General features: G+C 73.5%; 24 protein-coding genes. 2 read left to right on the top strand and 22 right to left on the bottom strand.

Going from position 1 to position 21,063, the window contains the following annotated elements; translation table 11 throughout:
• Positions 1–89: 89 nt before the first annotated feature.
• The 22 genes from ACI797_RS22525 to ACI797_RS22420 form a co-directional block, all read right to left on the bottom strand.
• A complete protein-coding gene (locus tag ACI797_RS22525; RefSeq protein WP_456861600.1) occupies positions 90–557 on the bottom strand; it encodes a flagellar basal body-associated FliL family protein in 468 nt (155 codons plus the stop codon).
• A gap of 9 nt (positions 558–566) precedes the next feature.
• On the bottom strand, positions 567–1,463 hold the full coding sequence (locus ACI797_RS22520) for a flagellar motor protein MotB (RefSeq protein ID WP_456861598.1): 897 nt from the start codon (positions 1,461–1,463) through the stop codon (positions 567–569).
• Positions 1,460–2,230, bottom strand: coding sequence for a motility protein A (locus ACI797_RS22515; protein WP_456861596.1), 771 nt, complete (start codon positions 2,228–2,230; stop codon positions 1,460–1,462). The genes ACI797_RS22520 and ACI797_RS22515 overlap by 4 nt, the downstream gene beginning before the upstream one ends.
• A gap of 3 nt (positions 2,231–2,233) precedes the next feature.
• Positions 2,234–2,512 (bottom strand): flagellar FlbD family protein, encoded by a 279-nt coding sequence (locus ACI797_RS22510; protein WP_456861594.1) that lies wholly within the window; start codon positions 2,510–2,512, stop codon positions 2,234–2,236.
• 327 nt (positions 2,513–2,839) lie between these two features.
• The gene (locus tag ACI797_RS22505) at positions 2,840–4,057 is read right to left on the bottom strand and encodes a flagellar hook protein FlgE (protein WP_456861592.1); all 1,218 of its coding nucleotides are present in this window, start codon (positions 4,055–4,057) and stop codon (positions 2,840–2,842) included.
• A 57-nt stretch (positions 4,058–4,114) separates the two neighbouring features.
• Positions 4,115–4,531 carry a flagellar hook assembly protein FlgD gene (locus ACI797_RS22500; protein ID WP_456861590.1) on the bottom strand — a complete coding sequence of 139 codons (417 nt, stop codon included), beginning with the start codon at positions 4,529–4,531 and terminating at the stop codon, positions 4,115–4,117.
• A gap of 12 nt (positions 4,532–4,543) precedes the next feature.
• A complete protein-coding gene (locus tag ACI797_RS22495; protein ID WP_456861588.1) occupies positions 4,544–5,992 on the bottom strand; it encodes a flagellar hook-length control protein FliK in 1,449 nt (482 codons plus the stop codon).
• Complete coding sequence (locus ACI797_RS22490) at positions 5,989–6,936, bottom strand: transglycosylase SLT domain-containing protein (RefSeq protein ID WP_456861586.1); 948 nt, start codon at positions 6,934–6,936, stop codon at positions 5,989–5,991. Before ACI797_RS22490 ends, ACI797_RS22495 begins: the two co-directional genes overlap by 4 nt.
• On the bottom strand, positions 6,924–7,376 hold the full coding sequence (locus tag ACI797_RS22485) for a flagellar export protein FliJ (protein ID WP_456861585.1): 453 nt from the start codon (positions 7,374–7,376) through the stop codon (positions 6,924–6,926). Before ACI797_RS22485 ends, ACI797_RS22490 begins: the two co-directional genes overlap by 13 nt.
• Before the next feature lie 7 nt (positions 7,377–7,383).
• A complete protein-coding gene (locus ACI797_RS22480; protein WP_456861583.1) occupies positions 7,384–8,694 on the bottom strand; it encodes a FliI/YscN family ATPase in 1,311 nt (436 codons plus the stop codon).
• The gene (locus tag ACI797_RS22475; protein ID WP_456861582.1) at positions 8,691–9,515 is read right to left on the bottom strand and encodes a FliH/SctL family protein; all 825 of its coding nucleotides are present in this window, start codon (positions 9,513–9,515) and stop codon (positions 8,691–8,693) included. The genes ACI797_RS22480 and ACI797_RS22475 overlap by 4 nt, the downstream gene beginning before the upstream one ends.
• Entirely contained in the window at positions 9,499–10,587 is a 1,089-nt protein-coding gene (gene fliG, locus ACI797_RS22470; RefSeq protein WP_456861581.1) for a flagellar motor switch protein FliG, read from the bottom strand. Before fliG ends, ACI797_RS22475 begins: the two co-directional genes overlap by 17 nt.
• Complete coding sequence (gene fliF, locus ACI797_RS22465) at positions 10,584–12,179, bottom strand: flagellar basal-body MS-ring/collar protein FliF (protein ID WP_456861579.1); 1,596 nt, start codon at positions 12,177–12,179, stop codon at positions 10,584–10,586. Before fliF ends, fliG begins: the two co-directional genes overlap by 4 nt.
• Positions 12,179–12,505: a flagellar hook-basal body complex protein FliE gene (gene fliE / locus ACI797_RS22460; protein ID WP_456861578.1), complete on the bottom strand. Its 327-nt coding sequence runs from the start codon at positions 12,503–12,505 to the stop codon at positions 12,179–12,181. Before fliE ends, fliF begins: the two co-directional genes overlap by 1 nt.
• A gap of 2 nt (positions 12,506–12,507) precedes the next feature.
• Positions 12,508–12,912 (bottom strand): flagellar basal body rod protein FlgC, encoded by a 405-nt coding sequence (locus tag ACI797_RS22455; protein WP_456540764.1) that lies wholly within the window; start codon positions 12,910–12,912, stop codon positions 12,508–12,510.
• Between the two features lies 1 nt (position 12,913).
• On the bottom strand, positions 12,914–13,243 hold the full coding sequence (locus ACI797_RS22450; protein ID WP_456540763.1) for a flagellar basal body rod protein FlgB: 330 nt from the start codon (positions 13,241–13,243) through the stop codon (positions 12,914–12,916).
• 326 nt (positions 13,244–13,569) lie between these two features.
• Positions 13,570–14,643, bottom strand: a complete 1,074-nt coding sequence (locus tag ACI797_RS22445) for a hypothetical protein (RefSeq protein WP_456861576.1) — start codon at positions 14,641–14,643, stop codon at positions 13,570–13,572.
• Between the two features lie 184 nt (positions 14,644–14,827).
• Complete coding sequence (locus tag ACI797_RS22440; protein ID WP_456861574.1) at positions 14,828–15,166, bottom strand: hypothetical protein; 339 nt, start codon at positions 15,164–15,166, stop codon at positions 14,828–14,830.
• On the bottom strand, positions 15,163–15,549 hold the full coding sequence (gene fliS / locus ACI797_RS22435) for a flagellar export chaperone FliS (RefSeq protein ID WP_456540760.1): 387 nt from the start codon (positions 15,547–15,549) through the stop codon (positions 15,163–15,165). Before fliS ends, ACI797_RS22440 begins: the two co-directional genes overlap by 4 nt.
• A gap of 42 nt (positions 15,550–15,591) precedes the next feature.
• Positions 15,592–16,965 carry a flagellar filament capping protein FliD gene (gene fliD / locus ACI797_RS22430; protein WP_456861571.1) on the bottom strand — a complete coding sequence of 458 codons (1,374 nt, stop codon included), beginning with the start codon at positions 16,963–16,965 and terminating at the stop codon, positions 15,592–15,594.
• A 104-nt stretch (positions 16,966–17,069) separates the two neighbouring features.
• The gene (locus ACI797_RS22425; RefSeq protein ID WP_456861570.1) at positions 17,070–17,903 is read right to left on the bottom strand and encodes a flagellin N-terminal helical domain-containing protein; all 834 of its coding nucleotides are present in this window, start codon (positions 17,901–17,903) and stop codon (positions 17,070–17,072) included.
• 146 nt (positions 17,904–18,049) lie between these two features.
• Complete coding sequence (locus ACI797_RS22420; RefSeq protein ID WP_456861568.1) at positions 18,050–18,988, bottom strand: sigma-70 family RNA polymerase sigma factor; 939 nt, start codon at positions 18,986–18,988, stop codon at positions 18,050–18,052.
• Positions 18,989–19,152: 164 nt separating this feature from the next.
• Here ACI797_RS22420 and ACI797_RS22415 point away from each other — a divergent pair, with 164 nt between their 5' ends.
• Positions 19,153–19,638 carry a flagellar protein FlgN gene (locus ACI797_RS22415; protein ID WP_456861566.1) on the top strand — a complete coding sequence of 162 codons (486 nt, stop codon included), beginning with the start codon at positions 19,153–19,155 and terminating at the stop codon, positions 19,636–19,638.
• Entirely contained in the window at positions 19,635–21,059 is a 1,425-nt protein-coding gene (gene flgK / locus ACI797_RS22410) for a flagellar hook-associated protein FlgK (RefSeq protein ID WP_456861564.1), read from the top strand. Before ACI797_RS22415 ends, flgK begins: the two co-directional genes overlap by 4 nt.
• Positions 21,060–21,063: the final 4 nt, after the last annotated feature.

Genomic DNA, 21,063 nt, shown 5'->3' with positions numbered 1-21,063 from the left:
GGGGCCGCGGCCCCCGCGCCCCCCCCCCCGCCCCCCCCCCCGGCCCCGGCCCCCCCACCTGCGCCCACGTGGTGGAGCCGGCTGGTCGGTTACTGGGTGACGTACTCGGTGAAGTAGATGCCCATGACCATCGGGACGCCGTCCTCGGTGTAGGCCTCGACGATCTTCTGCTCGAGCGCCTCCTTGAGGGCGTCCCGGGCGCCGGTGACGTCCGCCGGGCTGGCCTGCGAGTACGTCGAGATGATCAGGTCGAGGGCCTTGGAGCCGTCGACGCCGCCGCTGCCGTGGCCGCCGCTCGCGGCGTCCGCGGTGTACTCGAGGGTGATGCCGATCTTGAGGTAGCCGCCCCCGGCCAGGTTGACCGCGATGGGCTCCAGCGCCGTGTACCCGCCGTGCACGGGCTCGGCGGCCTCGGCCTCGCCGCCGCCCGCGAACAGGAAGAAGTACGCCGCGGCGCCCGCGGCGACGAGGGCGACCACGGCGATGAGCAGCAGCTTCTTCCTGCCGCCGCCCTTCTCCTCGGTCTCCTCGCCGTCGGTCTTCGGCTTGTCTGCCATCGTTCGCTCCTAGTTGCCGTTCGCGGCGTCGAGGGAGGCCAGCTGCGCGTTGGCCTCGGCCGAGGCGGTGGACACGACGACGATGTCCACGCGGCGGTTGACGGTGACCGCTGCCGGGTCGGAGTCCGGCACCAGCGGCCGGGTGTCGGCGTACCCGGTGGCCGACACCTCGTTCGCGGGCAGCCCGCGGCTGATCAGGTGGCGCACCACGGCGGTGGCGCGGTCGGTGGAGAGCTCCCAGTTGGACGGGTAGGGCCCGCCGGGGGTGACCGGGACCGAGTTGGTGTGCCCCTCGACGCGGACCTGGTTGGGCAGGCCGGCCAGCTCGGGCGCCACGGCGTTGAGCACCCGGATGCCGTCGGCCCGCAGCGCCGCGGACTCGGCGTCGTAGAGCACGCCGTCGGAGATGACGTGCACGACCAGGCCGCGCTCGTCGATCTCGTACTGCGCGGCCCCCTCGTAGCCGGCGGCGGTGAGCGCGGCGTCGATCCGGTCGCGGGCGGCGGCCAGCTCGGCGTAGGCCGCGGCCGCCTCGGCCCGCACCTGCTCCGCGCGCTCCAGCGCGGCCTGCGCGGCCGCGGCGTCCACCTCGGCGTCGGAGACCGTCGGGTCGGGCGGGATGTCGGAGGCGATGTCGATCGCCCCGGGCAGCCCGTCGAGCACGGCGCCGTCGGGGGTGGGGGTGGTCATCACGGTCACCGGGGCGCCGAAGGCGTCGGAGAGGCCGGCTGCCAGCGCGGCGAACTTCTCCTTGTCCACCTGGCTCATCGCGAAGAGGACGACGAAGAGGACGAGGAGCAGGGTCATCATGTCCGCGTAGGACACGAGCCACCGCTCGTGGTTCTCGTGCTCCTCCTCCTCGTGCTTCTTGCCGCGGCGCCGGCCGCCGCCGGAACCGGAACTCATGCGGCCTCCCGTTGGACCGCGCTGGGCGGCACCAGGGAGTTGAGCTTCTGGCGGACCGCGCGCGGGCTGGTGCCGGCCTGGATCTCGCAGATGCCCTCGACGAGCAGCTCCATCTGGGCGGCCTGCAGCTCGCTGACCCGCAGCACCTTGGCGCCCATGGGCAGGAACCAGAAGTTCGCGGCCATGACGCCCCACAGCGTGGCGACGAACGCCGAGGCGATCATCGGGCCCAGCGCCTCGGGGTTGCTGAGGTTCCCCATGACGTTCATCAGGCCGACGATGCAGCCGATGATGCCGATCGTGGGGGCGTAGCCGCCCATGGCGTTGAAGAACTTGGCGGCGACCTTGTCCTCGGCCTTCTTGGCCGCGATCTCGCCCTCGAGGACCGTGCGCAGCTCCTCGGGGTCGGTGCCGTCGATGCCCATCTGCAGACCGCGCTTGAGGAACGGGTCCTCGATCGCCTTGACCTGGGCCTCGAGCGCGAGCAGGCCCTCCTTGCGGGCCTTCTCGGCGAGGGTGACGAGGATCTGGATCTGCCCGGTCGGCGGCGGCACCTTGGCCGGCAGGGCGGCCATCTTGAACCAGGCGCCGATCTTCTTGATGTCGTCCATCGCGAACCCGGACATCGCCGCGCCGAACGTGGCCACGATGACGAGGACGATCGCGGGGAGGAACAGCAGCGACGTCGGGTCGGCGCCCTCCAGGACCATGAAGACCAAGAGGGCGACGAGCGAGACGACGAACCCGATCAGAGTGGCCGGATCCACGGGTCAGCGCTCCTCACGGGACGGGAAGGGCACGACCGAGCCGGTGTCCCCGTCGTCCTCGACGACGGAGCGGTAGGCGCCGCGGTCCATCTCGTAGGAGAGGGCGAGGATGCTCGCCCGGAACTCACGGATCTCCCGCAGCACTTCCTCCACGCTCTCCCGCACGACGTACTTGGTCCCGTCGACGAGGAACGCCACCGTGTCGGGGTGTGCCTCGACCCGCTCGATCAGGTCGGGGTTGAGCGCGAAACCCTCGCCGTTGAGGCGCGTCACACGGATCACGGTGGGTCCTCTGCTCTCCGGACAGCCCCCGGACGGGGCAAGAATGGCACTCTCCGTATCGGCTTGCAGACGCTCCGTCTTGAGCCGAACGGGCTGCTCACCCCCTGGGGGGTGAGCGTCCGGGGCGGCGCCGCACGGGCCCGCCGGGGACGCCGGACGGCCCGGTCGCCGGGGGGACGACCGGGCCGTCGGGTCACGCGCGGCCGGGGGAGTACCGCGCCTGAGGCGGCGCCGAGGGGGGCGGCGCCTGGTGCCGTGCTGGAGCGGCCCCGCTGCAGGGACCCGCCGCGGGCGTGCGAGCGGTGGGGGGGCAGCGGGGCCCTTCTGCTACTTCATGTTCACGAGGGTCTGCAGGATCTCGTCGGACGTGGTGATCACCTTGCTGTTCGCCTGGAAGCCGCGCTGGGCGACGATCAGGCCGGTGAACTCCTCGGAGAGGTCGACGTTCGACATCTCCAGCGCGCCGGCGGAGAGCGTGCCGCGCCCGCCCGTGCCGGCGGTGCCGACCAGCGCGTTGCCCGAGTTGTCGCCCACCCGGTAGGAGCTGTTGCCGGCCTTGGTCAGGCCGCTCGGGTTGGCGAACGTGGCGAGGGACAGCTGGCCGATGGGCTTGCGCAGGCCGTTGGAGAAGATGCCGGTGATCGTGCCGTCGTTGCCGAGCGCGAAGGACTCGAGCGTGCCGAGGGCCGAGCCGCTGTTCACCGTGGTGGTGGCCGTGACCGTGGCCTTGCCGCCGAACTGGGTGACCTTCGACAGGTCGATCGACAGCGCGCCCCAGCCGGCGGTCGCGCCGAGCGTCTGGTCGGCGACCGGCGTGATGTAGCCGGTGGCGGCGTCGAAGTCGACCGTCGGCAGCGGCGAGGCGACCAGCGAGGTCGCGCCGTCGAGCACGTTCACGGTCCACTCGCCGGCCGTGGCGGTCTTGGTGAAGACGTAGCTGACCTCGTGGGCGTTGCCCAGGTCGTCGTACATGGTGATCTGCGTCTGGAACTGGTTGCCGGTCACGGCGTCGGCGGGCAGGTTGCCCGCGGCGGCGCCGCCGGTCGTCGCGACCGGGGCCACGACCTGGCCGTAGGGGATCGAGAGGTTGCCGATCGGGCCGTTGGTGTTGATCGTGCCGTCGGCCTCGGCCATCCAGCCCTGCAGGATGCCGCCGTCCGGGGTGACCAGGTTGCCGACGCCGTCGAAGTCGAACGAGCCCGCCCGGGTGTAGAGCGTCTCGTTGCCGACCTGGGTCATGAAGAAGCCGTCGCCGCTGATCATGAAGTCGGTCGAGCGGCCGGTGTTCTGGGTCGAGCCCTGGCCGAAGTTGGTCGTGATGCCGGCGACCTTGACGCCGAGGCCGACCTGGGCCGGGTTGGTGCCGGCGGTGTCCTGGGTCGGCGCCGACCCGTTGCGCAGGACCTGCGAGAGCGTGTCCTCGAAGACGGTCGAGCTGCTCTTGAAGCCGACGGTGTTGACGTTGGCGATGTTGTTGCCGACGACGTCCATCTTGGTCTGGTGGGCGCGCAGGCCGGAGATGGCCGAGAACATCGAACGGAGCATGGGGAGGAACTCCTCGTGGGTGGCGGGTTCGCGGGGGGAGAGGGCTGGGGGTCGGGGTCAGGAGACCTCGGTGATCCGGCCCATCGGGACCGGCTTGCCGCCGACGGTGGCGGTGGCCTCGGTGTCCTCGTCGCCGAGGACGACGGAGGTGACGACGCCGGTCTGCTGCACGCCGTTGTCGTCGGTGTAGGTGACCGTGTGCCCGACCATGGCGCCGGCGGACAGCGACCGCTGCATGGCCAGCAGCGACGCGTTCTGCGTGCTCAGCTCCTCGAGCTTCTCCACCTGGGTGAAGGCCGCCGTCTGGGACATGAACTGGGTCGGGTCCGTCGGGTTGCTGGGGTCCTGGTAGCGCATCTGCGCCACCAGCAGCCTGAGGAACGTGTCCTTGTCCATCTGGTCGTCGCGGCCGATCGATGGCGTGGCGCTGTAGGTCGCCTGCGTGCCGGTCGTGCCGCCCACGGGGCTGGTCATCGTCTCTCCGTCTCAGACGCGCACGTCCACGCCCTGCAGCGCGGACGACGAGGGGGAGGCCGGGCCGGGGCGGTCCGGGCCGTGGTCGGGGGAGCGCAGCCAGGAGCCCGTCCGGGGCTCGCCGCGGTGCTGCGGCTGCTGCTGGCCGCCCTCCGAGCCCTGCTGCTGCGCCGTCCACGCGCCGCCGGTGTCGCGGGAGACGTCCAGGCGGGCGGTGTTGACGCCGGCGCTCTGCAGGTCGCGGCGCAGGTCCGGCAGCGCCTCGAGCAGGGTGGCGCGGCCGTGCTCGTGCGCACCGGCGAGGGTCAGGTCCACGCTGTCGCCGCGGACGGTCACCTGCACGTGCACCGGGCCGAGGTTCTCCGGCGTCAGGACGACGGTCATGGTGTGCACGCCGTCCGGGCGGCTGGCCAGGACGGCGACCGGTCGGCTCAGCTGCGCGTTGACCGGGAGCTGGGGGGCCGGCGCCGCGGCCGCGGCCGACGACGTCGCCGGGGCGGTGGGTGCGGTCGGCTGCGCGGCGGCCGGGCCGGTGATGAACGCCGGCTGCGGCGGGGCGCCGCCGTCGCCGGCCGGCTGGTCGGACCCGCTGCCGGTGCCGGCGGGCAGGGAGCCGCCGTCGGCCCCCGCGACCGGGGCCCCGAGCGGCGCGGCGTCGGGTGCCACCGCCGTCGCGTCGGGAGTGGCGACCGCCGGGACGGCCGCGGCCGGGGCGGCGGCTCCGGCCGGAGCGGTCAGCACGGTCACCCCGTCGAGCGCCGCGGCGGTGGCCGCCGGCAGCGCGGTCCCCGTCGCCGGCGTCGGCGCGGCAGCGGCCGCCGCCGGCTCGGTGGTCGGGCCGGCCGGGGCGGGGAGCGCCGTCGACGAGGGCAGGACGGCGGGGGTGGGCAGCGCCGCGGGGTCGGCCGGGACGGAGGCGGGGAGCGGGGCCCCGACGGCGGGCGCCGGGGTCGGCGGGAGCGCGGGCCCCGCCGCGGCGGCGGTGCCGCCCACCACCGGCGCGGTCGCGACACCGGCGACGCCGGGGACCGGGGCGGTCGGCGCGGCGTCCGTGGCCGGCGTCGCGGAGTGCAGCGCGCCCTGCATCTGCAGCGCCCAGGCGGCGGCCGTCGGCAGGGGGTCGGCCGCCGGCTCGGCCGCGGTGTCCTCGGCGTCGTCGGTGTCGGCAGGGGTCGCCGGCGCCTCCTCCGGACGGCCGGCGTCCTCGCGCGGCCCGACCGCGCGGCCCTGCGGCTCGGGGGTGTCGCCGTCCTCCCGCTCGGCGGCCCGCCGCTCGTTGCGCGCGTGGGCCTCCTCGCGGCCCACCCCGCGCTCCGAGGCCGGCGCGCGGTCCGGCCGGCCGGCCGACAGCGCGCCGTCGAGCGCGGACGCGAAGGCGGCGCCGTCGCCGGAGCCGCGGGCGGCACCCGACGGGGAGGCCGGCCGGGGCGCCGGCGCGATCGGCATCAGAGGAGTGGTCACCGGTAGGCCTCCGCCTTGCTCATCACGGCGCGGACGTAGTTCTGGGTCTCGCTGAACGGCGGGACGCCGCCGTACTTGCGCACGTTGCCGGGCCCGGCGTTGTACGCGGCGAGCGCGAGCTCGGTGGAGCCGAACTGCCGCTGCAGGCTCGCCAGGTACCGGGCGGCGCCGTCGACGGCCGACGCCGGGTCGAAGGCGTCGACCCCCAGGCCCTTGGCGGTCGCCGGCATGAACTGCATGAGGCCCTGCGCCCCGGCCGGGGACACCGCGCGTGAGTCGAAGCCCGACTCCTGGGAGGCGACGGCGGCCAGCAGGGAGGCGTCGACCCCGTGCCGGGCGGCGGCGGAGGTGAACAGGTTCGCGTAGGGCACGCCGGTCAGCGACGCGGACGCCGCCGCGGCCGCGGTGCCGGCGGCCTGCTCGGGCAGCACGCGGCGGATCACGGTGGGGTTGCCGACCGGCTGCACCTTGACGACCTCGCCCTCCTGCGGCGCGGCGATCATCTGGCCGTCGCCGATGTAGACGCCGACGTGGTCGATGCCGGGTCGCGCGGAGCTGTGGTCGAAGAAGACGAGGTCGCCCGGGCGGGCGTCGGCGAGCGAGGCGACCGCCCGGCCGGCGGTGGCCTGCTGCGACGAGGTCCGCGGCAGGTCGACGCCGAGGTTGCCGAACACGAGCTGGGTGAACCCCGAGCAGTCCAGGCCCTTCGACGGGTCGGTGCCGCCCCACAGGTAGGGCACGCCCAGGTACTTCATCGCCTCGCTGACCGCGCCCTGCTCCGACGCCGTCCCGGCGGTGCCGGTCGCGGCGCCGGTGCCGGTGCCGCCCAGGCCGGCCGCGGCGGCGGCCGACGCCCAGCCGCCGCTGGTGGTCGCCCGGGTGCCGAGCACGAACCGGGTCTGGATCTCGGCGATGCGGGTCTGCACCGCGCCTAGCCCCTCCACGGCACCTCCTCGGTGCGGGGGCGGCCGGCGCGGCCGGTGACGAGGTCGTCCACGGCTCTCTCCTCGGCAGCCTGGTCGGCCGACCGGATCGCCGCGGCGTGCCGATCCTTCAGCCGCTCGAGCGCCTTGGTGCGCTGCGCGGCCGCCGTCCACTGCCGGCGGACGAGCTCGGCCTGCTCGGCGGTGGCGGTGGCCACGGCCCGCTGCGCCGCGGCGTCCTCGGCGGCGAGCCGCTGCAGGGCGACCGCGGCGAGGAACGCGCCGGCCGGCGCGGACGCCGGCAGCCGCGCGGCCGCCACGGCGTCCTCGCACTCGGTGGCCCGGCGGTCGGCGTCGTCGGCCGACTGCGCGGCCCGCGCGGCGGCGAGGGCCGCGGCCTGCTCCTGGCTGCGGCGCAGCTCCAGGACGGGCTGGAGCCGGAAGGCGGCGCGCTTGCCCATCGGCCGGTCAGCCGGCCGTGGCGATGCGGTGCAGCATCGACCAGGCGTCGTCGGTTGGCGTCAGGTCGCCGGTGGGCTGCTGGAGGAAGGCGTCGATCACGGGGGCCAGCTGCCGCGCCCGGTCGACCAGCGGGTCGCTGCCGGGCTGGTAGGCGCCGATCTCGATGAGCTCCTTGGCGTCGCGCAGCGCGCCCATCAGCCGGCGCACCTCGCGGGCGTCGGCCATCCGGTCCGGGGCCACCACCGCACCGGCGACCCGGGAGATCGACTCCAGGACGTCGATGGCGGGGAAGTGGCCGACCGTGGCCAGCTTGCGGGTCAGCACGATGTGCCCGTCGAGGATCGACCGGGCCGTGTCGGCGATCGGCTCGTTGTGGTCGTCGCCCTCGACCAGCACGGTGTAGAGCCCGGTGATCGACCCGGTGGCGCCCGTGCCGGCCTTCTCGAGCAGCTTCGGCATCATCGCGAAGACGCTCGGCGGGTAGCCGCGGGTGGCCGGCGGCTCGCCGGCGGACAGGCCGACCTCGCGCTGGGCCATCGCGGTGCGGGTGATCGAGTCCATGAGCAGCAGCACGTCGCGGCCCTGGTCGCGGAACGCCTCGGCGATCCGGGTGGCCACGAACGCGGCCTTGAGCCGCACCAGCGGCGGCTCGTCGGACGTCGCGACGACGACGACGGTGCGGGCCATCCCCTCGGGGCCGAGGTTCTCCTCGAGGAACTCGCGCACCTCGCGGCCGCGCTCGCCGATCAGCCCGATGACGCGGACGTCGGCGTCGGTGCCGCGGGTGATCTGGGAGAGCAGGGTGGACTTGCCGACGCCGGAGCCGGCGAAGATGCCCAGCCGCTGGCCCTTGCCGCACGGCACCAGGGTGTCGAGGGCGCGGACGCCGAAGGTCAGCGGCTCGTCGACCCGCTTGCGCGACAGCGCGTGCGGGGTCTCGCTGGACAGGTCCACGTAGGAGACGCCGGGCCCCAGCGGGCGGCCACCGTCGACCGGCCGGCCGAGGCCGTCGAGCACGCGGCCGAGCAGGCCCGCCCCCACCGGCACCTGCAGCGGCATGCCGGTGGCCCGCACCGGGGCGCCGGCGTGCACGCCGGAGAGGTCGCCCAGCGGCATGCAGGTGAGCCGGTCGCGGCCGACGGCGACCACCTCGGCGAGCATCGCCCGGTCGCTGCCGGGGTTCACCTCGACCAGGTCGCCGACCGCGGCGGCGACGCCGTCCACCGACAGGGTCAGCCCCATGGCGCCGACCACCTGGCCGGTGACCTGCGGCAGGGCCGCGGCGCGCGCCCGGGGGAGCAGCGCGGCGAGACTCACAGCGCGAGCACCGCCTGCACCCGCTCGAGGGCGGCGGAGAGCTGGGCGTCGATCCGCTGCAGCCCGGTCTCGGCGACCGCGCCGGCCCGCTCGACCGCCGGGTCGCCGGCCACCGTGACGGTCGCCGGCAGCGCCTCGAGCGCCTCGGCCGGGATCTCCGCGAGGTCGTCGGGGTGCACGCGGACGAGGACCGGCGCGTCCAGCGGGCTGAGGGTGAGGGCGCGGCGCACGGCGTCGAGCCCGGGCGACTCGGCCAGCGCCAGCTCCCGCCCGAGCAGGTCCTCCACGAGCGTGACGACGGCGCCGAGGATCGAGTCGCGGACGTCCTCGGCGGTCGGCAGCGACGCCTGCTCCAGCGCGGTCACCGCGGCGCCGAGCGCGGCGGTCGCCGACACCAGCCGGCGCTCCCACCGGGCCTGCACCTCGGCCAGCCGCTCGGCGGCGGCCCGCTCGGTCTGGGCGACGGCCTCCCCGGCGGCGGTCAGCCCCTCGGCGTGGCCGGCGGCGAAGCCCTCGGCGTGCGCCTGCCGGCGCAGCCGGTCGAGCTCCTCGGCGTAGACGTCGCCGAGCCGGAAGGTGGGCCGCGCGTCGGCCGTGGCCTCCGCCGGCACCGGCTGGTCGGCGGCCCGGCGGATCGTCGTCCGCCGGTCGGTGGGCGACGGCCCCACCTCGGCGTAGGTGAGCGGCCCGTCGACGGGGGCCTCCGGGGCGCTGCGCGGGGCCGGGACGGCGTCCCGGTAGGACACCGCCCGGGCCGCCGACGCGCCGCGCAGCAGCGCCCCCGCGCGCGGGGCGCGGGCCGGCTCAGGAGACGAAGTCATCCTCGCCCCCTCGGCTGATGGTCAGCACGCCCTGCTCCTCGAGGGTGCGGATGGCGGCGACGACCTTGCCCTGGGCCTCCTCGACGGTGCGCGTGCGCACCGGGCCGAGCAGCTCGATCTCCTCGAGCAGGTTCTCGGCGGCGCGCTCGGAGAGGTTGCGCACGACCTTGTCCCGGACGTCGGGGCGCACGCCCTTGAGCGCGGTGGCCAGGTCGTTGGCCTCCACCTCGCGCAGCACCAGCTGCAGCGAGCGGTCGTCGATGGTGACGATGTCCTCGAAGACGAACATCTGCGCCCGGACCTGCTCGGCCAGCTCGGGGTCGGTGTTGTCCAGCCACTCGAGGATCGAGCGCTCGGTGGGCCGCGGCGACCGGTTGATGATCTCGACCAGGGTCTCCACGCCGCCGACCGTCGTCATGTCCTGGTGGGCCAGCAGCGAGCCCATCCGGCGGCCGAGCTCCTCCTCGACCAAGCGGACCATCTCGGGGCTGGTGCGGTCCATGGTGGCGATGCGGTGCGCCACCTCGGCCTGCTGCTCCGGGGCGAACCCGGAGAGCACCTCGGCCGACTGGGCGGCGGTGAGGTGGGCGAGCACCAGCGCGATGACCTGCGGGTGCTCGTCCTTGAGGAAGGTGACCAGCTGCCGGACGTCGGCGTTGCGCAGCGAGGCGAACGGCACCTCGGTGTAGACGACGTTGAGCCGCTGGAGGATGCCGTCGGCCTTGTCCTCGCCCAGGCCCGCGGCCAGGATCTCGCGCGCGAAGTCGACGCCGCCGCGGCCGACGAAGCGCTGCGCGGTCATCATCTGGTGGAACTCGGACAGGACGCCGTCGACGTCCTCGGGCTCCACCGTGTTGAGCCTCATGAGCTCGCGGGTGATCGACTCGACCTCCCGCGGGCGCAGCTTGGCCAGCAGGATGCCGGCCTCCTCCTTGGTCATCTGGGCGATGAAGACCGCGGCCTTGCGCAGCCCCGGCAGCTCCGGCCGCGCCGGCACCGCCGACGCGGTGGGGGCGGGGAGGTTCGGGGTCGAGCCGATCCCGACGAGCTGCTCCACCGACGCGATGCTCACTTCTTCGCTCCGCTCGTCTCGCTGAGCCAGCCGCGCAGCATCGCCGCGACCTCGTCGGGCTTCTCGGCCACCATCGAGGAGATCTCCGAGCGCACCCGCTGGCGCTCGGCGGCCTCGAGCTCGAGCGCCGCGTTGTCCAGGATCGGCTCGTCGCGGATGCTGGCCACCCGCAGCCGCTCGAGCTCGGCGAGCATGTCGTCGTCGAGCTCGAGGGCCTCGTAGTCCTCCTCGACGTCGCCGCGGCGGCGCGAGCGCAGCCACACCAGGACGATCACCAGCAGGATGCCCAGGCCGATGCCGCCGGTCTTGATCAGCGACCACATCTGCTCCTGCCGCTCGGCCTCCTCGGCGGCCTCGAGCTCCGCGGCCGCCTGGTCGGCGGCGGTGGTGTCGAAGGGCATGGCCGCGACGGTGATCGCGTCGCCGCGCCCGGTGTCCAGGCCGACGGCGTTGCCGATCAGCGCCTGCACCTGCTGCTGGTTGAGGTTGCCGGCGACGGTGCCGTCCATGACCACCGAGACGGTGAGCCGGTTGATCGAGCCGGGGGCCTCGATGACGGTCTCGGTGGTGGTGTCGACCGAGTTGTTGACCGTCGACTGCTCCGACTCGTAGGTGGAGTTGCCGCCGCCGGCGGTGGCGTCGGCGGTGTTCTCGGGGCCCAGCACGCCCCCGACGCCGGTGCCGTCGCCGGTGTAGGTCTCGGTCGACGTGCTCTCCGAGGTCGGCGGGGTCCCCTCGTTGTACGCGTGCGTCTCCGACACCGACTGCCGCTGCGACAGGTCCAGGTCGGCGCGCACCGAGACCACGGCGCGGTTGGGGCCGACCACCCGGTCGAGGATCTGCTGGGCATTGGCGGCCAGCCGGTTCTCGTACTCCTGCTCCATCTGCGAGCGCTGGTCGCCTGCGGCGGCGGTCAGCCCGGTCCCGGCGGCCGAGAGCACCCGGCCGCTGGAGTCGGCGACCGTCACGTCGTTGGGGTCCATGCCTTCGATGCTCGAGCTGACCAGGTTGGTCACCGCGTTGATCTGCTCGCCGGAGAGGGTGGTGCCCGGGGAGAGCTTGAGCAGCACCGAGGCGGTCGGCTTGCCCTGGTCGGTCACGAAGACCTCGTCCTTGGGCAGCGCGATGTGGACGACGGCGGTGTTGACGCCCTCGATCGCCTCCAGCGTGCTGGCCAGCTCGCCCTCGATGGCGCGCTGGTAGGTCACCTGCTGCTGGAACTCGCTGGTGGTGATGCCCTGCTCGTCGAGCAGCGCGTACCCCGTGTCCTGGCCGGCCGGCAGCCCCAGGCCGCTCATGGTCAGGCGCAGGTCGTAGACCTCGTCGTTGGCGACCATGATCGTCGAACCGCCGTCGGCGAGCTCGTAGGCGACGCCCTGGGCGTTGAGCTCGTCGACGATCGCCGAGGCGTCGGTCGACGACAGGTTGGAGAACAGCGGGGACAGCGTCGGTGCGGTCACCCAGCTGTAGAAGAAGAACCCGCCGAGGACCAGCCCCAGGGTCAGCAGGCCGATGACGACCTTCTGCCCGAGGCTGATCGTCGAGAGCACGGACCGGATCCGCGCCAACGGCCCGGCGAGCGCAGCAGGCATCAGACAGGCATCCTCATGATCTCGTTGAAGGCGTGGACCGCCTGGTTCTTGATCGTCACGACCATCTGGGTGGCGAGCGCCGCCTGGTTGCTCGCGATCATGTAGTCGTGGACGTCCTTCAGGTCACCGGTGGCGGCCTGGGTGGCGAGCTCGTCGGCCGTCGCCTGGGTGCCCTGCAGCTGCTCCAGCGAGTCGGCCAGCAGCGAGGCGAAGTCCGGGCCGTCGGTCGCCGGCGCGCTCGTGGTGCGCTCGACGCCGGGGGTGCCGACGATCCCGGTGATCCCGGTGATCCCGGGCAGGCCGATGGCGGAGACGGGCGAGCTCACGGTCAGCCCTTCCCGAGCTGCAGGGCAGCCTGGTAGGCGGCGGTCGCCCGCTCGATCACCGTGGCGTTGGCCTGGTAGCCGCGCTGGGCGATCATCAGCTCGGTCATCTGGTCACCGAGGTCGATGTCGGGGTACCGGACGTACCCGTTCGCGTCGGCCAGCGGGTTGTCCGGCTCGTGCACCAGCCGGCCCTCGCCGCTGCCGAACTCCACCCCGGCCACCCGCACCCCGCCCTCGCCCGAGCCGTACTCCACGGCCTGGACGTTGACGAAGCGCTGCTTGAAGGCCTCCTCGTTGGTGGCCGACACCGTGTTGATGTTGGAGATGTTGTCGGAGACGGCGTCGAGCCACTTGCGGTGCGCGAGCATGCCGGAGCCGGCGATGCTCATCGCGTCGAACAGCGCCATGTCAGCCCGTCGCCAGCGCGCTGCGCAGCAGCGAGTACTTGCCACCGAGGGCGTTCAGGGCCAGCTGGTAGCGCAGCCCCGTCTCGGTCGCGATGACCGTCTCGCTGTCGAGGTTGACGTTGTTGCCGTTGGTGTTGGTCGGCTCGAGCGACCGCCGGACGGTGCCCCCGGAGATCGTCGGTGTCCCCCCGTCGGAGACGGCGCTCTTCAGCGCCGACTCGAAGTCGGTGCGGCCGGCGAGGAAGCCCGGGGTGTTGACGTTGGCGATGTTGTCGGCGGTGACCCGCTGACGCTGGGCCAGACCCGAGAGGGCGCTGTGCAGCGTCGTCATGGTGCGGTCCTCGATCAGCATGGACCGGACCGCCGGCAGGGGGCGCAGGACACGAGGGACCTCCGGATGTGCGGCAGGAGCGCTCGCGCGCAGGCGCGAGCGCAGGGTCCGCCGATCCGTGGCGTGACATGTGCTTTCCGTGCTCCTGCTTCATCGGCACCGGCGGGTCCGGAGCTGACCGGCGCGGGGTCACACGACGGGTGGGAGTTCCGCCCGGTGCGCGCGGTGCGGCTGTGACCACGGGGTCGCCGCCGAGCCCCGGGAACGCGCGACGCCCCGCCGGCCTCGGGGGCCGGCGGGGCGTCGGGGGAGCGGGAGCGCGGAGGTCAGGCGAGCTTGCGCTGGTCGCGGGTGCGGAAGTCCCGGGCCTTGCGCCAGGCGGTCGCCCACAACTCGGCCGTGTGCTCGGTCAGGTGACCGGCGAGGACTTTCTGGTGCGCGGCGGCGGCCTGCTCGCGCCGGCGGTCGGCGTCACCGGCGAGGGTGGCGATGCCCTTGGCCCAGTCCTTGGGCGCGCGGGCCGCCCAGCCGAGCCCGAGCCGCTGGTACTCGTCGGTCGTGGCCCGGACGCAGGCGACCCCGCGGGCGGAGTACTCCAGCGGCTTGAGCCAGCTCTTCGCGGTGTTGAAGGCGTCGATCCGCAGCGGCGCGACGCCGACGTCGAAGACCTCGCCGATGGTCCTGACGTACTGGTCGACGCCGGTGATCCAGCCCATCTCGTCCGGCTCCTCGGGCAGGCGGAGCCGGTCGCGGGCGTCGAACTTCTGGCCCAGGACGACGAACCGGCTGCGGCCGCGGGTCCGGTCCAGCGCCTGCTGCATCCCCGACCCCATCTCCTGCAGGTCGTAGGGGTGCACGAGGACGTTGCCGGTCCAGCCGATCGTCACGACCTCGGGCTCGCGCTCGTAGGCCGGCGGCAGCTCGGCGTTGCGGCGGGGGATGGCGTTGGGCACCACCATGCCGCGGCCGTGCGGGGCGTACTCCTCCAGCAGGTGCGGCGTCGACACCGTGACGAAGTCGGCCTCGAGGGCGCACTGCCGGGGGAGCTTGCCGATGCCGCGGCGGACCAGGACGTCGTGGCCCTGGTGACCGTAGGGCACCGCGGTGGCGAGGTCGTCCATCTCCACGACGACGGCGATGCCGCGGCCCTTGAGGATCCGCATCATGTGCAGGCTCTCGACGGTCTTCGGCAGCTGGAACACCACGACGTCGGCATCCCGCGCGTCGACCTCGCCGATCACGCGACCCTCGCCGTCGGGGTTCGGGTACATCGTGGTGGCGAGCCCGAGGCGGGACTCGACCGATATGCCGAGGTCCGCCTCGTTCACCGCCCGCGCGGGTTCGTCGGCCCGGTAGTACTCGGAGCCGTCGTAGCGGGTCTTGGAGATGAGCACCTTCATGAGGCGGGTCCTTCCGGGGGTGGCCCTTCCAGGGCGCTCCGGCGGCGGTGGCCGGGGGCAGGTCGAGAGGCGGCCCGCACCAGGGGGCCATGTCCTGTTCTCGGCAGTCCGGCGCCGATCCGGCACCGCGCGGCCCGGGCGGGACGCCGCGGGGCAGGGCAGGGGCGCGACGGGCGCCCCGGGCTCAGAGGGCCCGGTCGATGTAGGCCGGCACCGGCCGGCTGGGGCCGTACGACATCCGCGCGGCGACGTCCCGCTGCCGCTGGCTCTGGGTGATGCGCTCGACCAGTCGCTCGGCGACGGCGAGCTGGTGCTGGAGCAGCCGGGCGGCCCGCTCGCGCAGCTCCTCGGGGAGCGGCCCCAGGGAGGAGGGGTGCACCCAGTCCTCGGAGCGCCGTCCCCACGCCGCGATCTCGTCGGCGCGGTCGCGCGCCAGGGTCGCCTCGGCCTCGAGCACCTGCCCCTCGAGGTCGTCGAGGACGGTGTTCCAGGTGACCGGCCGCGCCGTCCCGCCGTCGTTCATGCCGGGTACGACGCGAGGGAGGCCGCCGCCTCCCTCCACGCGTCGCGGAGCGGCTCGACGACCTTGCGGCAGTCGGCGACCCGTCGGACGTCGCCCTTCACGTTGGCCTTGATCAGCTCGGTGATCAGCCAGCTGTAGAGCGCCGACAGGCGAGGACCGCCCTCCCAGGCGTCGACGTCGAGGCTCGACTGGAGCTCGATCAGGATGTCCTGCGCGTGCTGCAGCTGGGTGTTGGCCTCCGCCCGGTTGCCCTCGGTGAGGGCGACGTGGCCCCGCTCGAGGTCGAGCGCCAGCCGGTCGTACAGCATCACCAGCAGCTGCTGCGGGGAGGCGGTGGTGATGGAGTCACCGAGGTAGCGGGCGCGCAGGGCGGCCGTGCTCATGGGAATTCCTCCGTGCTGTGGGGCGGGTGCGGTGGATCAGGGCTACTTCGACGTGGTCGGCAGCGTGCTGAGCTGCGCCGCGAGCCACGACGACTGGCTGTTCAGCTTGCTCAGCACGGTCTCCATGGCGGTGAACTGCGCGGTGAGGGTGGCCTGGCGCTGCTCCAGCCGGAGGTCCCAGGCGTCGATCTGGTCCTGGATGTCCTCGGCGAGCGAGTCCTCGCTCCTGGCCATCAGGGTGAGCGTGCCGGTGGTCGAGTCGGTCGCCGCCGTGGCGACGGCGAGCAGCCGCTGCGCGACACCGGGGACGGCGGTCAGCTCGTCGCCGTTGCCCGGGACGCCGTCGGGGTCGGCCGCGGCCTGCCCGTCGACCAGGCGCTGCACCAGCGCGGGGTCGGCCTTCAGCTTGTCGACGAAGGCCGTCTTGTCGAACGCGATCTGCCCGTCCCGGGTCAGCTGGATGCCGGCGCGCGCGGAGGAGCCGTCGGCACCGATCGCGAAGGCGACGGCGTCGAGCACCTTGCCGGTCAGCCCCTGCAGCACGGTGTCGCCCTTGAGCACGGCCTTGCTGTCGGTGCTGCTGTCGGTGTGCTTCGCGATCTCCGAGAGCACGTTGTTGGCCGCCGTCACGAGGTTCTGGACGGCGGTCGCCACGGCGTCGGGGTCGCTGGTGACGGTGACGCCGGCCTTGCCCGTCTGGTTCACGGTCACCGCGGTGCCGGGCATCAGGTCGGAGAAGGTGTTGGTGGCCGAGGTGACGTCGTAGCCACCGCCGACCGGGCCGACGTGGATCGTCGCGTCGGCGCCCTGGGTCAGCGTGGGGAAGTCGGTGGTGGGGCCGCCGGCGGCGTTGAACGTGAACGAGCCCGCGGCGCCGGAGGTCGTGGAGGTGAGCTGCAGCCGGTACCCGGTGGTCGTCTTCACGGCGGCGGCGGTCACCCCGGCGCCGGCGTTGTTGATGGCCGTCACCGCGTCGCTGAGGGTGGCGCTCGAGCCGAGGGTGACGGTCTTGGCCGTGCCGCCCTTGGTGATGGTGAGCGGTGAGGCCAGCCCGACCGGGTCGGTGGCGGTGGTCCACGTCCGGTCGCTCAGCACGGAGTGGCTGGTCGCGACGGCGGTGACGTCGAAGGACAGGGCGCCCGGCGTGGCGCCGGCGGCCGAGGTCGCGACGATCCCGGTGGAGCTGCTGCTCGCCTTGGCCGCGCCCCAGGTGGTCGCCTTGCCGAGGGCCTCGGCGGCGGTGCGGAGGGCGTCGAACGTGGTGTTGATGTCGCGGTAGGCCGTGGCGTCGGCCTTGGTGTCGGAGAGCTTGGTCTTCAGCAGGTTCTGCGGTCGGGCCTCGAGCGACATGAGCTGGCTGATCAGGGTCGAGGTGTCCAGGCCCGAGACCAGGCCACTGATGCTGGCCGTCGCCATCGCTGCTCCGATCGTCACGGCCGGTCGCCCGGCGGATGTGGGTGAGGGGGGAGGCCGGGGCCTCCCCCCTCACCGGGGTGGTGCTAGGTGGTGCTAGACGGCGATCAGCCCAGCAGCTGCAGGATGCCCTGCGACGACTGGTTCGCCTGGGCCAGCATCGCGGTACCGGCCTGGCTCAGGATCTGGGTCCGGGAGAAGTTGGTCATCTCCTGGGCCATGTCGGTGTCGCGGATCCGGCTCTCCGACGCGGTGAGGTTCTCGATCGTCGCGTTCAGGTTGTTGATCTTGTGCTCGAGCCGGTTCTGGATGGCACCGAGGCTGGCACGCTGGTTCGACACGGTGCCGATGGCCGCGTTGACCGCGCTGATGGCGCCGGAGGCGCCGGAGGCGGTGCCGATGGCCAGGCCCGTGACGGCCAGGCCGCTGGTGCCGGAGGCCGAGCCCATGCCGCTGATGGTGACCGACAGGGTCTCACCCGCGTTGGAGCCGACCTGGAAGTTCTTGCCGGAGAAGGAGCCGTTCAGCAGGTTGGTCCCGTTGAACGTCGTCTTCGAGGCGATGTCGTCGAGCTCCTTGATGAGCTCCTGGAACTCCTTGTCCGCCTTGGCCTTGTCGGTGTCGCTCAGGGCACCGTCGTTGGCCGCCTGCACCGCGAGGTCGCGCATGCGCTGCAGGATGGAGTGCGTCTCGGTGAGGGCACCCTCAGCGGTCTGGACCACCGAGATGCCGTCCTGCGAGTTGCGGACGGCGACCTTCAGGCCACCGATCTGCGACCGGAGGCCCTCCGAGATCGCCAGACCCGCGGCGTCGTCGGCAGCACGGTTGATCCGGAAGCCGCTGGACAGCTTCTCCAGCGACTTCTGCATCGCGCCCTGGGTGACCGACAGGTTCCGGTACGAGTTCAGAGCTGCGACGTTGGTGTTGACACTCAGACCCACGGTTTTCCTCCTTGGAATCGGGTCTCGGGGGTTGTCCGCTGCATCCGTGCTGCGGATTGCTTGCAGTGGTCATTACGGCGCGGGAGCGTCCCGACTTGAGGCGAACGGGACGAAAGTTTTGCTCTCCTCCCCCCACCCGGGGCCGCTCAGGCCGGCTGCACCGCCGTTCCGCGGCCGGGCACCTGCCAGGGCGTCCGCGGCCGGGGGAGCGGGGGCGCCGACGGGGGGAGCGGCGAGCGGCCGGCCACCCGGTCGACGTAGAGACGCTGCTGGTTGCGGGCCCGCACCCCGCCCTCGGCGGCCACCTGGCGGCCCTCCCACACCTCGCTCATCGCCGCGTGCAGCAGGGTGAGGGCCCGGGCGCGCATCTGCGAGACCCGCGACAGGGTCACCCCGAGGTCATCGGCTATCTCGGTCAGGGATTCATCACCGAAGAAATTGCGCTCGATGACCTCGTCCAGCCGGTCGGGCAGGGCGCGGATGGCGTCCTGGAGGTGCCGGGTGCGCTCGCTGCGCAGCAGGGCGCGCTCGGGCGACTCGCCGGTGTCGGGCAGGTCGAAGGACCCGCCGTCGCCGCCGTGGTCGGCGTCGATGCTGACCATCACCGCCCGGTGGACGTCGACGTGCAACGCGTCGATCTCGCTGGTGGCCACGCCCAGGCGGGCCGCCAGCTCCGCCTTGGTGGGCGGCCGGCCGAGCTCGATGGCGAGGGCGTCGGTGGCCGCCTCGGTGCGCCGCGCGGCGGCGCGCACCGAGCGGCTGGCCCAGTCGCCGCTGCGCAGCTCGTCCAGGACGGCGCCCTGCAGGCGGGCGAGGGCGTAGGTGGCGAAGGAGGCGCCGGCCGACGGGTCGAACCGGCGGGCGACCTCGACCAGGGCGACCTGCGCGCAGGAGACGAGGTCTTCCCGGCTGACGTGCCCCGGTAGCGAGATCCTGGAGGCGACGGCGTTGACCGCGAAGTGCGCCAGGGGGAGGTGCTCGGTCACCAGCGCATCGACGTCGGCCGCCGACCGCCGGTCCGCCGGCGGCCTGGGGCCGGCCTCGACGCGCTGGCGATCGGGCGCGAAGGCTCGGGCAGGTCTCACGCCGTCTCTTCTCGGCGGGTTCCGCGGCCCCCGGCACCGTCGCCGCCGACTTTCCTCACGCCCCGGACGGTTCATCCGTTCGTGTCGCCGTTTCGGCTTGAGGGGCTCCCGCCGGGTGCCGATGCCCTGTGTCGACGAAGCGATACGAGGAAGGCGGTGGGGACGTGGACTACCAGCACCTGTCGACGCTGCTCTGGCGCGAGCAGGAGCTGCTCGACCTCCTGCTGTTCAAGGCCGAGGAGAAGCAGTACCTCATCCTCACCGGCAAGACCCGCTGGCTGGCCCGCATCGCGCACGAGATCGAGGTGGTGCTGGACCAGCTGCGCACCCTCGAGGTCGAGCGCGCGGCCGCCACCGAGGTGCTCGCCGTGCACCTGGGCATCGGCGCCAGCCCGTCGCTGCGGCAGCTGGCGGAGAAGGCGCCCACCCCGTGGAACGACCTGTTCGCCAAGCACCACGAGGCGCTGCTGGTGCTGGTGACCGACCTGCGCAGCCTGTCGGACGCCAACCGCGAGCTCATCGAGGGCGGGATGGCGCTCATCGGCGAGACGCTGCTGTCGGTGCGCACCCCCAGCGCCGGCACCTACGGCGCCAGCGGGCGGGCGCAGAACGGCGACTCGCGGGCGGTCACCCTGGACGGGGCGCTGTGACCGGCACCTTCGGCGGGCTGAACACGGCCCGCACCGCCCTGTGGGCGAACCAGCGCGGCATGGACGTCACCGGCCAGAACCTGGCCAACATGAACACCGTCGGGTACTCGCGCCAGCGCGCCGAGCTGCAGTCGCTCGGCGGCGCCGCCGTCCCGGCCGTCCACGCCGTCAGCAACAACGTCGGTGAGGGCGTCAGCGCCGAGAAGATCGCCCGCATCCGCGACGTCTTCCTCGAGTCGCGGGGCCAGCTCGAGCACGCCACCACCGCCAGCCTCACCGTCGCCGACGACACGCTCGCCGAGATCGAGGACGCCTTCCGCGAGCCCGGGGCCCATGGCATCCAGTCGCAGCTGGCCGACATGTGGTCGGCGTGGGGCGACGTCCACAGCAACTCCACCGAGCCGGGTGCGCGCACCCAGGTCCTGCAGCGCACCGAGACGCTGGTCTCCGGCATGCGGACCACGCGGGCCGCCCTCGACCAGCAGTGGGCCGGGAACTACGCCAGCCTCGGCACGCTGGTCGACGACGTCAACGCCACCGCCGCCTCGATCGCCGACCTGAACGCGCAGATCCGCCGGAGCACGCAGGCGGGCCTGGCGAGCAACGAGCTGGCCGACAAGCGCGACATGCTGATCATGGAGCTCGCTGACAAGGTCGGCGCGACCTCCAGCCCGGCCGGCGACGGCTCGCTGACCGTCTCCGTCGGCGGCGTGACCCTCGTCAACGGGGACAAGACCATCACGCTCGCCCTGCAGGGCGCCGACGACCCCGACCTCCTCGGCAGCGACCCGCCGCGGATCGTGACCTCGCCGGCCGGCGTCGTGGTGCGGGCAGGGGGCACCGCGGAGGGCCAGCTCACCGCGCTGACCTCGACGATCCCGAAGTACCGCGAGGCGATCGACGACCTGGCCCGCCAGCTGGCGACCGACCTCAACGCCGCGCACACCGCCGGCTACGACCTGGCCGGGGCCGCGGGGGAGCCGCTGCTCGACGACGGCACGGGCACCCTGCCGGTCGACCCCGCGACGATCACGGCGGCCAACCTGCGGCTGCGGGTCTCCGACCCGGCGAAGCTCGCCGCGGCCTCGCTGTCCCCGACGGCCGTCGGCGGCGCCCCGTCGGCCGACAACGCCAACGCCGACAAGATCTACGAGCTCAGCCTCAAGACCGGCGGGGTGGACGCGAACTACCGGCAGATGATCGTCGGCCTCGGCGTCGACGCGCAGACGGCGTCGAACCGGCTGACCACCCAGTCGGTGATCAGCACGCAGGTGGACGCGTCCCGCGAGTCGGTGGCCGGGGTGAACCTCGACGAGGAGGTCACCAACATGCTGCAGTACCAGCACGGGTACGCCGCCGCCGGCCAGCTCGTCTCGGCGATCAACTCCATGCTCGACACGCTGATCAACATGGTGCGGTGACCCG

The sequence above is a fragment of the Geodermatophilus sp. SYSU D00691 genome, from assembly GCF_054050275.1.
The sequence above is the reverse complement of the archived record's forward strand: the minus strand, read 5'-3'. Positions and strand labels throughout refer to the sequence as shown.